The sequence below is a fragment of the Arundinibacter roseus genome, from assembly GCF_004348825.1.
GTDB classification, from domain to species: Bacteria; Bacteroidota; Bacteroidia; order Cytophagales; family Spirosomataceae; genus Arundinibacter; species Arundinibacter roseus.
The window spans coordinates 254002-266113 of record NZ_SMJU01000009.1; the positions used below are offsets into that span (position 1 = coordinate 254002).

A 12112-nucleotide genomic window follows, 5' to 3' on the forward strand; every position below is an offset into this window, starting at 1 on the left:
GTACCTTATGTCATTTTGCTCGGCTGCACCTTCTAAGGTGTGAGTGAAATCTGCATAACAGCCCTGATGCCTCACTCACACTTATGCTGAGTGAGGCTTTTTTGAACCTGATATAAACCAATTGGATCTAATAACCAGCAAACCATCACATGAATACGACCGAAACCCAAAGCCTGAATAAATATTCGCGTACGCTCACTCAGGAAGTGACCAATCCAGCCGCACAAGCTATGCTTTACGGGATTGGCCTGAAAGAAAGCGATATGGCAAAACCACAAATCGGGATTGCCAGCACAGGCTACGAAGGCAACCCCTGCAACATGCACCTGAACGGTTTGTCGGTGTATGTGAAACAAGGGGTTCAGGCCAACGACATGGTTGGGTTGATTTTTAATACCATCGGCGTTTCTGACGGCATGACCAACGGCAACGACGGCATGCGATATTCGCTTCCCAGCCGCGATCTGATTGCGGACTCCATCGAAAGTGTCGTACAGGCGCAGTGGTACGATGGGGTTATTGCCGTGGTAGGCTGTGACAAAAACATGCCGGGAGCCATCATGGCAATGGCTCGTTTGGAACGCCCTGCCATAATGGTTTACGGAGGCACGATCCGTTCGGGACATTATAAAGGACAAAAGCTGGACATTGTATCGGCCTTTGAAGCTTTGGGGAAAAAATTTGCCGGAAACATTTCTGACGAAGATTTTAAAGGAGTAATCCAAAATTCCATTCCCGGTGCGGGTGCCTGTGGCGGGATGTACACCGCCAACACCATGGCGGCTTCCATTGAAGCAATGGGCCTTAGTTTACCGTTTAGTAGCAGCTATCCGGCCACGCACGAAGGCAAGCAGGATGAATGCCGGAAGATTGGGGCAGCCATGAAAAAATTGCTGGAATTGAACCTCACCCCAAAAGAAATCATCACCCGCAAATCACTCGAAAATGCCCTGACGGTAGTGATGGCGCTGGGCGGCTCGACAAATGCTACACTTCATTATCTGGCTATTGCCCGCGCAGCGGGAATCCCGTTGACACTCGATGATATTCAGGCTGTGAGTGATCGTACGCCCTTTATTGCCGATTTGAAACCAAGCGGAAAGTATTACATGGAAGATATTCTGGCCATTGGTGGAGTGCCTGCTATCATGAAATATCTTTACGCACAAGGTCTGATTCATGGTGATTGCCTGACAATTACCGGAAAAACCGTGGCAGAAAACCTGGCCGAAGCTCCGGACCTGGACTTTGAAACCCAGAACATTATCTTTCCGCTTACCAATCCTATCAAAGCAAGCGGTCATATTCAGATTATGTACGGCAACCTGGCGCCAACTGGCGCTGTTGCCAAAATTACGGGTAAAGAAGGCCTTCGCTTTGAAGGACATGCCAAGATTTGTGAACATGAATCCGAAATTATTGACATGTTGTCCAAAGGCGAAATCAAAGAAGGACACGTGGTTGTGATTCGCAACGCGGGCCCTAAAGGCGGGCCGGGCATGTCCGAAATGCTCAAACCAACGTCGGCTGTGATCGGTGCAGGACTTGGCGATAAAATTGCTCTCATCACCGATGGTCGTTTTTCAGGCGGTACTCACGGATTTGTGGTAGGGCACATCACCCCCGAAGCCTTTGATGGCGGACCCATCGCGCTGGTAAAAGACGGCGATCTCATTACGATTGACGCCACTACCCGGCAGTTGATTCTCCATATTTCAGACGAAGACATGGCTACACGCAAAGCCGCATGGATACAGCCCAAGCCGATGTTTACCAAAGGTGTACTGGGAAAATATATTCGGAATGTAAAGTCAGCCAGCGAAGGCTGTGTAACAGACGAAAATTAATAGAGGATCATTCATCAACATTTTGACATCACAAACTAATAAATCACGTGTCATGGAAAGAAACGAAGCCAATATCTTAACCCTCGACGGGATGGAACCGGAAGTTCGGATTGAAACAAATGCCCTGATGAATGGCTCACACGCCGTCATCCGATCGTTGATTGCAGAAGGTGTGGACACCATTTTTGGCTATCCCGGTGGCGCAATCATGCCCGTATATGATGCTATTTATGACTATCAGGATCAAATATCGCATATTTTGGTACGCCACGAGCAGGGCGCGGGACATGCCGCCGAGGGCTTTGCCCGTCTGTCAGGCAAAGTAGGCGTTTGCCTCGTGACGTCCGGCCCGGGAGCAACCAACCTCGTTACGGCCGTAGCCGATGCGATCATCGATTCTACGCCGTTGGTTTGTGTGGTTGGACAAGTCAGTAAGCACCTTTTGGGTACAGATGCTTTTCAGGAAACGGATGTAATCGGCGTAACAATGCCTATTACTAAGTGGAATTATCAGATCACATCTGCTGATGAAGTGCCTGAAATCATGGCCAAAGCTTTTTATATCGCCAAGTCGGGTCGCCCGGGTCCGGTGTTGATTGATATTACAAAAAATGCTCAGACAGAAATGATGAGCAAACCTTTCAACTACACTTTCTGCCACAAATTACTGGGCTATCATCCGCGGCTAATACCTAAGGTAGATCAGATCCAAAAGGCAGCGGATGTTATTAATCAGGCCAAAAAACCTTTTCTGGTATTTGGCCACGGAATCAAAATCGCCGGTGCAGAAAAAGAACTTCTGGAACTGATTGAAAAAACCGGAATCCCCTGTGCATCAACTCTTTTGGGTTTATCCTCGGTTCCTGTAAACCACCCTCTGTACGCTGGCTGGCTCGGAATGCATGGAAATTACAGCACCAATCGTCTGACCAATGAATGTGATGTGCTGATCGGTATCGGACTTCGGTTTGACGACCGCGTTACCGGCGATGTAACGCGCTATGCCAAACAGGCCAAGGTAGTGCATATCGAAATCGACCCGGCAGAGATTGATAAAGTGGTAAAGGCCGAAGCACCCGTAGTAGGCGATGCCAAAGAAGCGCTGAAAATGCTCATTCCGCTTTTAAATGTCAGTGCACACGACGAGTGGATTGCCCAATTTAAGGCTTTGGACGCCGAAGAGGAAGCCTGTATTACCGTACCTGAACTTGCGCCAACGACCGAAAAAATCAAAATGGCGGAAGTGATTCGGATGCTTTCGGACAAAACTAAAGGTGAAGCCGTAATTGTGGCTGATGTTGGACAGCATCAAATGGTTACCGCCCGCTACTACGAATTTAAACGCAACAATTCGTTTATTACTTCCGGTGGGTTGGGCACGATGGGCTACGCGTTGCCCGCTGCATTTGGCGCCAAAGTAGGCGATCCTTCGCGCGAAGTAGTGGCAATTATCGGGGATGGCTGTTTTCAGATGACGCTTCAGGAACTTGGCACGATTGCCCAAAGCGGATTACCTGTCAAGGCGATTATCCTGAATAATAACTTCCTGGGTATGGTCCGTCAGTGGCAGCAGCTATTTTTTGAGAAACGCTATTCTTTTGTAGAACTGCAAAATCCGGATTTTATCACCATAGCCAAAGGTTTTGGAATAGCCGGGCACACGTGTGCCCACCGTGACAATCTGAGCGATTCCCTTGATGCAATGCTAAGTTCCGACAAACCGTACCTGTTGGAAGTTCTTGTGGAAAAAGAAGAAAATGTATTCCCGATGGTTCCATCCGGTGCATGCGTATCCGAGATTCGTTTAAAATAAACCATCTTTCGCCTTTTCCTGACTTCCGATTTAATGCTATTTATTAATCCGACATTCTCATGACTACATATACCATTTGTGTTTTTACTGAAAACTCAATCGGCCTGCTCAATAAAATTACCATAGTTTTTACCCGCCGCCGGGTCAATATTGAAAGCCTTACTGTATCAGAAACTGAACGCAAAGGCATATCCCGCTTTACGATTGTAATCAAAGAAGAATCGCGGGAAAAGGTGGAAAAGATGGTCCGCCAAATTCGGAAAATCGTGGAAGTACTTGCCGTATTCGGATACTTAAATGACGAAATTGCTTTCAACGAAATTGCACTATTCAAAGTACCAACACCCGCCGGCGCCAAACGTCTGGACATAGAGACCATCAATAAAATCTACAAAGCCTGGGTTGTATATTGGGGGCTTGACTATGTGGTGATTGAAAAAACCGGATCCGAAGAAGACATCTTTGATTTCTTTAATTACATCAAGCCGCACGGCATTCTGGAATTTGTCCGCTCCGGGCGTGTAGCTGTTAGTAAATCCGCAAAAAGCCTGGGCGATTACCTTCCTGAGGCCGAATGGGAATACTATTTGTAAAGCCTGGAAAATCCCTCTAATTTTGGAAGGTCACAAGAATACTACCCTACACACATGCTCCTTCTTGAATCTTTAATTGATATAAATAGTCCGTTTGCGCTTTATATAACCGATGTATTACAATCCATTGGATTTATTAGAGGGGGGAAAAAGTGGGTAGTATTGGTCTTTTTATTTGAATTTTGGTGGGTCTTTCTATTTTTTAAACGACAAAAAGCAACAACGGTGGCCTGGCTTCGGCATGATGTACTATTTCTTGGGTCCCTGCTGTTAGGTATTTTTCTAATTAGGCTTCCTATGCTCAATTACTCTCATTTGGATGTAGATGAGGCAGATTGGCTCGTGGGAGCAGCAACTTTTTACAAAGATCCCTATTTCTGGAAATCAGTAGATGGTACTACAAGCGGCCCGCTCAGCATCATTCCACTGAGCCTGATTCCTCTTTTGGGAGGTGTGTTGAGTTATGTTTCTGTACGTTTGTTCGCACTCCTGGTTTACCTGCTCCCGGGAGTTCTGTTTACCTATTTAGGACTAAAAAATGTATACGGCAGAAACATCGCAACTTTAACTGTCATTCCTCTTGCTGGTGTCATGGCAGTAACCCAAAACCTGAATGCATACAATGGTGAATTTCCCATACTTTTCCTGACTGCATTGAGCTTTTATCTATATAGTATCACACCGAGCCGTTGGAAAGCCGCGTTTTACTTCTTTGCCGGGGTTGTCATGGGACTATTTGTCTATTCAAAACCACAGGCCATTCCGTTAGGAATGATCATCGCTCTTGGTTTCTTATGGAAATTACTTAACATACAAGCTCCCGGGAAATATTGGCTGCTGTTTATTTTCGGTGGTCTTTTTCCGAGCATTCTGGTATCCATATACCTTTCAGCCAATCACTTATGGCTGGACTTTATCAATTCTTATATCTATAATAATTTATTCTACGGTGGTGTTCACGGAGCTTTTGGAAATGATTATACCGCCGGAGACATTCTTAGCAAAATGCTCGATTACCTGGTGTCGCAACCCGAATACTCCTATTGGATGCTCACCGGACTGGTTTCTTTTCTGATTGGTTTTCTGTTCGTCACTACTTCCTTTTTTCAACTAAACGATGATTCTGGCAGAGAACTACTTTTTGCGTTGTTCATGATTTCCTTTGCGTTCTTTTGCACCGTAAAACCATTGACATTTTTTTACCACTATCAGAATATTCTTTTAGTCCCGATAGCATGGCTGACAGGCACCTCATTTGCTACTGCACATCGGCTGTTTGGGTCTTTAAATGTCGAATCTATTGTATTTAAACCTCTATTAAAAAACGTTTTTATTCCTTTCTTTTTCGTGTTCACACTCTTGTTAGGCAGTATTCAGGCGATTGAACATACCGAACCCACGCTGTTTTTGCTTGGAGGTACTGAGGACAGGCGATCACTGGAAGCAAAAATGATTTCAACGTATACTCAACCCAACGAAAAAATGGCTATATGGGGCTGGAATACACCTTTATTTATAGATACTCAACTGCTTCAGGGTACGCGTGACGGACATACACATTATCACATGCATCCTATAAAATTGCAGGATTACTACCTCGAACGGTATGTAAAAGATTTAATTCAAAATCAACCCACCGTGCTTGTTGAAACCTTCATAGGCTACTCGGCACTAATTTTTGGAGCAGAGGGGCGGAAGAAGTTTGGTCTGGAAAATTATCCTGTCGTGTACGACTACGTGAAAACCCACTATGACCTGAAAGAGGATGTGAATGGCCAAACCAGAATTTTTGTTCTGAAAAACTCCACAATATGACGTATTTATCAAAATTGAACGAAACTCAAAAAACCTGGCTCGGCTTTGTGCTCGTTGGACTTGGGTTATTTGTACTAAACTATAATCTGTTGGACCGCCTCGACATTATCAGCGATGATGATGACCTGTACTTTATGTTTGGCATGGATTACCTAAAAGGCAAATACCGTGGCCCGGACGATGGCGCTCTGTATTGCCTGTGGCAATTGGCCATTCAGTTAATGACCAACGACGCCGCCCAAACATTTTATGTCAACTGGATCTTAATGACAATCCTGCCCACGATCGGCTTTTATGCCGTGATGCGGAGTATGAAAGTCAATATGTGGGTAAGCGTTTGGGTGGCACTTTGCTATACATTTTCGCTCATGAATTTCCCGCTTACGCCCAAATTGACGCACTTTACCATTGCTATTTTGCTCGGCGGAATGATCGTCGTTCGTCGGGTAGACGATTTACAGAAAAAACTTTTTTGGGGGGCTGTTACCATCTTTGTTGCCTCCTACGTCCGCCCCGAAATGTACGTCGGGTTGTGGGTCATGCTGGCGTGGCTGGCGTGGATTTCCTACACCCGCAAAAACTACCGACTGCTCCTCATCATGCTGGCAATCACGGTTGTGTCGGGGCTTCTTGTTGGCACGCCTATTCGCGAAAACGACCGCAGTTTCTGGACCTTTAAACACCATTTTTCCATCAACTATGTGAGTTGGTATCCGGAAATAGGGTTGTCTCCATGGAATCATTTCAACGAAATCACCACTCAGGTTTTTGGGCATAAGCTCACGTCTCCGATGGACGCTTTCCTGACCGATCCGGCCCTTGTGATGCGGCACTTTTTCTTTAATGTAGGCAATCTGGCCAAAGAAACTTTTACCTATCTACACGAAATGTTTGTGGTTCAGCTCTCCCAAATGTTCCGTTTTCCGCATCGGGGTTTGGTTTTAGTTGCCGTATTTCTGATCGTTTTGGCTTTGATCGATTACAAAAGAAGTTGGAAAACGATTAGGACCGCTCTGAAAGAAAATGCCGTTTTAGGTGCAATTCTCTTCGTGTTCCTGATTCCTTCGCTGCTTTCGACAACCATTATTTATCCGCGACCTCACTATATTTTATATCACTTTTTGTTGTACGTTCCGCTGATAGGGCTGTTAGTATCTAGCATTAAATTCCGGAAAATAGGGAGCCTGACCCAAAATTTCACCCTGGGCATAGCCGTACTCAACCTGCTGTTCATCAGTATTTTTCTATATCCCAAAGTACGCGAAGCCAGTAAAGATTTGCCCACACCCAACCGCGCCTTTGCCTTGATGTTGCAGGGGTTAGACATTAAGCAGGACGTGCGCCTATTGGGAGGAGATGCGCCGTTTACCTACCCGCGCTATGTAAGTCCAAACTGGAAAGATTTTTTCTATTTTGACATTCATCGACCCGAAAATTTCGCCAGGTTTGTCCAGGAAAAGGACATCAACTGCATCATCATTAATAAAAAAATGAATGACTACTTTGCAGGCGATTCTACCTATCAGGCATTTCGTCAATCTCCTGAAAGTCTGGATTTTATTAAAATAAAACAGACCTCAGAGCACCTAATTTACAAGAAAGAGCATTTACAGTAATCATAACCAATAAATCGTTTATCAATGGCAAAGTTAAATTTTGGCGGAGTAGAAGAAGAAGTCGTAACCCGCGAAGAATTTCCTCTCGAAAAAGCACGCGAAGTATTAAATAGTGAAACAATTGCCGTTATCGGCTATGGCGTTCAGGGACCGGGCCAAAGTCTGAATATGCGCGACAACGGTTTCAACGTGATCGTTGGACAACGTCAGGGCGGCAAATCGTGGGACAAGGCTATCGCTGATGGCTGGGTTCCGGGCGAAACTCTTTTTGAAATCGAAGAGGCGCTTCAAAAAGGCACCATCATTTGTTACCTGCTCTCGGATGCCGCTCAAATTGAGCTGTGGCCTACCGTAAGAGCAAACCTTACTGCGGGTAAATCGCTGTATTTCTCACACGGTTTCGGGGTTACGTACAAAGATCAGACGGGTATCGTTCCTCCCGCCGACGTTGACGTATATCTTGTTGCGCCGAAAGGATCAGGTACTTCATTGCGCCGGTTGTTCGTAGAAGGAAAAGGCTTGAACTCTTCTTTTGCTGTTTTCCAGGATGCTACCGGAAACGCCCGTACCAAATGTATCGCTATGGGCATTGGTGTAGGATCAGGGTATTTGTTTGAAACTGATTTTTACCGCGAAGTTACCTCCGACCTTACCGGCGAGCGCGGTACATTGATGGGTGCTATTCAAGGTATTTTTGCTGCACAGTACGAAGTTCTTCGTTCAAACGGCCACTCACCATCTGAGGCATTTAACGAAACCGTTGAAGAACTTACGCAATCGCTTATGCCACTCGTGGCCGAAAACGGTATGGATTGGATGTACGCCAACTGCTCCACCACCGCACAGCGGGGAGCTTTGGATTGGTGGAAGCCTTTCCGGGATGCAACCAAGCCCGTTTTTGAGCAACTTTATAATTCAGTAAAATCTGGCGAGCAAGCCCAAATTTCTATTACCCGTAACTCACAGCCTGACTACCGCGTGAAACTGGAAGAAGAATTGGCCGAGCTCCGTGAGTCTGAAATGTGGCAGGCTGGCACAACCGTTCGTAGCCTTCGCCCCGAACGCGCCTGATTTTTTCTGGTGGTTTAGAGAAGAAAGAATATTCTTCCCTAAACCACCTTTTTCTACCTCCCTTCCTTTTTTTCTTATAATGTTCGATAAATCCGTAATTTCGTTTGAACTACGAACGGAAGGACATGAAAGAAAGCGTCAACGAATCGACAACCACTATTGCTTATCCCACGCTCGATGCGATATTTCTCGCTTCTGAGCGCCTGCGTACTATTGCCACGCACACACCGCTGATGCACAACCTCAATCTGTCGGAGCAGTTTGACGCAAACGTATATCTCAAACGGGAAGATTTACAGATTGTCCGCTCCTACAAAATTCGGGGCGCATATAATAAGATGGCGAGTCTTTCGGCGGATATTTTGGCCAAAGGCGTCGTATGTGCCAGTGCGGGCAACCACGCGCAGGGAGTCGCCTACGCCTGCCGGAAAATGGGCGTTAAAGGAGCTATTTTTATGCCAACTACCACTCCCGCTCAAAAGATTAAGCAGGTCGGAATGTTTGGTAAAGAATGGGTCAATATCCAACTTGTGGGAGATACCTACGACGACGCCTTCCACGCAGCGATGGACTATCAGGCCAACCACGATGCCACCTTCGTACACCCTTTCGACGACGTGCAGGTGATGGAAGGACAGGGAACCGTAGGCCTGGAAATATTTAAAGATGCTGATTTCAAAATCGACTACCTGCTGATGGCCATCGGTGGCGGCGGCCTGGCTTCCGGTGTTTCTACGGTTTTTCAGCAACTTTCTCCCAAAACCAAACTCATTGGCATTGAACCGCTGGGCTCTCCTACGATGCAACGAGCCCTTGAAGAAGGACACGTGCTGACACTTGATCACATTGACAAGTTTGTAGATGGCGCCGCCGTGCGGCGAGCCGGTGCGATTACCTTCGAGATTTGCCGGCAGTACCTCGACCGTATTCTACTTGTACCCGAAGGGAAGGTTTGTTCAACTATTTTGCAGCTCTACAACGAAGAAGCTATCGTGGCAGAGCCCGCCGGAGCCCTAACCGTAGCCGCTTTGGATTTTATTCGGGAAGAAATCAAAGGGAAGAACGTCGTAGTCCTGATTGGTGGTGGGAATAACGACATTACACGCACCGAAGAGATTAAAGAGCGTTCGTTGCTGTATGAAGGCCTGAAACATTATTTCATCATCCGTTTCCCGCAGCGTTCGGGAGCTTTCCGCGAATTTCTACATGTTTTGGGTCCCGATGTTGATATTTCACGTTTTGAGTATGTCAAAAAAACCAACCGCGAGCAAGGGCCGGCGCTCGTAGGGATTGAGCTCAAATCCCGCGAAGAACTCGCTCCTTTGCTCCAACGCATGGATGAAGGCCGCATTGCCTACGAATATATTAACGATCAGCCCAATATGTTTCAGTTTTTGGTGTAGGTTATGAATCGATTTCCTACACCCTCGTAGTTACTAAATTTTCGCTTTGCTTCGCGTACCATCCGACATAAGTACTCAGGAGTTTGAGTCGCTCAAAATCCAGGACATGACCTTTGTGGCTTACCGCAACGAGGTGTACCCGTCGCGGTATGAAGTTTTCTTTGAAGAACATGCCGTGATTGTGGTGCTCGAAGGAGAGAAAAAATTTAGCAGTCCGACACAGGAAGTCCGGGTAAAAAAAGGCGATATTTTGTTTATTCAACGAGGATTTTACCTCATGTCGGAGTCCATTCATGAAGCATACAAAAGCCTGGTTTTCTTTTTTGATGAAAAACTTTTGAAAGAATTCGTCGGCTTACACAACGAACTTTTTGAGTCCGAATCGACCGGGCAGCCGCTGCAATCGCCCATTTTGTTGTTGCACAGCTCCGATACCTTCTCGCAGTTTGTGCAGTCTGTATTCCCTTATTTTCATTCCCAAACCAGCCTTAAAACACATTTTCTCCGGCTCAAATTTCAGGAACTACTCCTGCACCTGCTCGAAATTGATACATCAGGGAAGCTCCAATCCATCTTGCTGAGCATTCATAAAGGTCAAAAAGCAGATTTACGTTTTTTGATGAATAGCTATTCGCTTAAACCCCTAACATTAAATGAATTAGCACGTTTGTCAGGGCGAAGTTTATCAGCCTTTAAACGTGATTTTCAACAGGAATTCAATACCTCTCCCGCCCTTTGGATCAAGCAAAAACGCCTGGAACACGCAGATTTTCTCCTACGAACTACCTCTCTGAACGTTTCCGAAATCAGTGCGTCAATCGGCTATGAGAGCGTTTCTCATTTTATCAAAAGCTACAAGGAGAAATATAGTTTTACGCCCAAAAGCAACCATTGAGCCAAAATCGCTATTCTTTGAGCGTTTTACGTTATAAGCGATTAAAGGATAATATGGACTTTTGTAAGGTGGAAACTGAGTTGTGCTCCATTGACGTTAGCCTCTTTTAAGTGAAGTATTCTATGGGTGATGTTTTTTCGCAATTGTATATTCATTTAGTCTTTTCACCAAAGCACCGGGAGGCTCTGATTCTTCCTGACTGGGAGGAAGAACTATACAAATATATTACGGGAGTTATTCAGCAGCGGGGACACAAACTTTTAGCAATTGGTGGAATGCCTGATCATGTACATATTTTTATAGGTCAAAAGCCCTCAGAGTCAATTTCTGATCTTGTGGTGGAAATAAAGACTTCATCAAACTTATTTATAAAAGAAAAGAAATTGAGTCGCCACAAATTTGACTGGCAAAATGGCTACGGTGTTTTTTCGCATAGCCGCTCGCAATTAAATGCTGTTTGTAAATATATATTGAATCAAAAAGAACATCATAAGAAAAAGACCTTTCAGGAAGAATTCATGAAGTTTTGTGAGGATTTCGGAATTGAAATTGGCAAAAAAGAATTTTTTACGTGGTTTGGTCAGGATGTACACAAATAATTTGGGCTACAAACATTACGCCTCTCCGAGGCTTGATGGTCCAAACGAATTTGGGCTACAAACATTACGCCTCTCCGAGGCTTGATGGTCCAAACGAATTTTATCTACAAACATTACGCCTCTCCGAGGCTTGATGGTCCATCGGAGAAAACAAAAAAGCTTCGGAGAAGCGCAATGTTTGTAGAAAACAATAAACACAAACAAAAAAGCTTCGGAGAAGCGCAACGTTTGTAAACAATAAACACAAACAAAAAAGCTTCGGAGAAGCGCAATGTTTGTAGAAAACAATAAACACAAACAAAAAAGCTTCGGAGAAGCGCAACGTTTGTAGAAAACAATAAACACAAACAAAAAAGCTTCGGAGAAGCGCAACGTTTGTAGAAAACAATAAACACAAACAAAAAAGCTTCGGAGAAGCGCAACGTTTGTAAACAATAAACACAAACAAAAAAGCTTCGGA

At 45.2% G+C, this 12112-nt stretch carries 9 protein-coding genes; all 9 read left to right on the plus strand.

The features are described from left to right. Window positions 1-149 precede the first annotated feature (149 nt). The gene (gene ilvD / locus EZE20_RS16030) at window positions 150-1847 is read left to right on the plus strand and encodes a dihydroxy-acid dehydratase (protein ID WP_132119463.1); all 1698 of its coding nucleotides are present in this window, start codon (window positions 150-152) and stop codon (window positions 1845-1847) included. 91 nt (window positions 1848-1938) lie between these two features. Continuing rightward, window positions 1939-3660 carry a biosynthetic-type acetolactate synthase large subunit gene (ilvB, locus tag EZE20_RS16035; RefSeq protein ID WP_228713809.1) on the plus strand — a complete coding sequence of 574 codons (1722 nt, stop codon included), beginning with the start codon at window positions 1939-1941 and terminating at the stop codon, window positions 3658-3660. A gap of 59 nt (window positions 3661-3719) precedes the next feature. Beyond that, window positions 3720-4253 (plus strand): acetolactate synthase small subunit, encoded by a 534-nt coding sequence (gene ilvN, locus EZE20_RS16040; RefSeq protein WP_132119467.1) that lies wholly within the window; start codon window positions 3720-3722, stop codon window positions 4251-4253. 297 nt (window positions 4254-4550) lie between these two features. After that, a complete protein-coding gene (locus EZE20_RS16045; RefSeq protein WP_165933491.1) occupies window positions 4551-6068 on the plus strand; it encodes a glycosyltransferase family 39 protein in 1518 nt (505 codons plus the stop codon). Further along, the gene (locus tag EZE20_RS16050; RefSeq protein WP_132119471.1) at window positions 6065-7684 is read left to right on the plus strand and encodes a hypothetical protein; all 1620 of its coding nucleotides are present in this window, start codon (window positions 6065-6067) and stop codon (window positions 7682-7684) included. Before EZE20_RS16045 ends, EZE20_RS16050 begins: the two co-directional genes overlap by 4 nt. A 24-nt stretch (window positions 7685-7708) precedes the next feature. Beyond that, window positions 7709-8755, plus strand: a complete 1047-nt coding sequence (ilvC, locus tag EZE20_RS16055; RefSeq protein ID WP_132119473.1) for a ketol-acid reductoisomerase — start codon at window positions 7709-7711, stop codon at window positions 8753-8755. A 125-nt stretch (window positions 8756-8880) separates the two neighbouring features. Then, the gene (gene ilvA, locus EZE20_RS16060) at window positions 8881-10158 is read left to right on the plus strand and encodes a threonine ammonia-lyase IlvA (RefSeq protein WP_132119527.1); all 1278 of its coding nucleotides are present in this window, start codon (window positions 8881-8883) and stop codon (window positions 10156-10158) included. 46 nt (window positions 10159-10204) lie between these two features. After that, the gene (locus EZE20_RS16065; RefSeq protein ID WP_132119475.1) at window positions 10205-11053 is read left to right on the plus strand and encodes an AraC family transcriptional regulator; all 849 of its coding nucleotides are present in this window, start codon (window positions 10205-10207) and stop codon (window positions 11051-11053) included. A gap of 122 nt (window positions 11054-11175) precedes the next feature. After that, window positions 11176-11652: an IS200/IS605 family transposase gene (tnpA, locus tag EZE20_RS16070; protein WP_132119477.1), complete on the plus strand. Its 477-nt coding sequence runs from the start codon at window positions 11176-11178 to the stop codon at window positions 11650-11652. Window positions 11653-12112: the final 460 nt, after the last annotated feature.

Coding starts and splice junctions, on each gene's coding strand:
- ilvD (WP_132119463.1), top strand. CDS start 150: ATGAATACGACCGAAACCCAAAGCCTGAATAAATATTCGCGTACGCTC.
- EZE20_RS16045 (WP_165933491.1), top strand. CDS start 4,551: ATGCTCAATTACTCTCATTTGGATGTAGATGAGGCAGATTGGCTCGTG.
- ilvN (WP_132119467.1), top strand. CDS start 3,720: ATGACTACATATACCATTTGTGTTTTTACTGAAAACTCAATCGGCCTG.
- ilvC (WP_132119473.1), top strand. CDS start 7,709: ATGGCAAAGTTAAATTTTGGCGGAGTAGAAGAAGAAGTCGTAACCCGC.
- EZE20_RS16050 (WP_132119471.1), top strand. CDS start 6,065: ATGACGTATTTATCAAAATTGAACGAAACTCAAAAAACCTGGCTCGGC.
- tnpA (WP_132119477.1), top strand. CDS start 11,176: ATGGGTGATGTTTTTTCGCAATTGTATATTCATTTAGTCTTTTCACCA.
- ilvB (WP_228713809.1), top strand. CDS start 1,939: ATGGAACCGGAAGTTCGGATTGAAACAAATGCCCTGATGAATGGCTCA.
- ilvA (WP_132119527.1), top strand. CDS start 8,881: ATGAAAGAAAGCGTCAACGAATCGACAACCACTATTGCTTATCCCACG.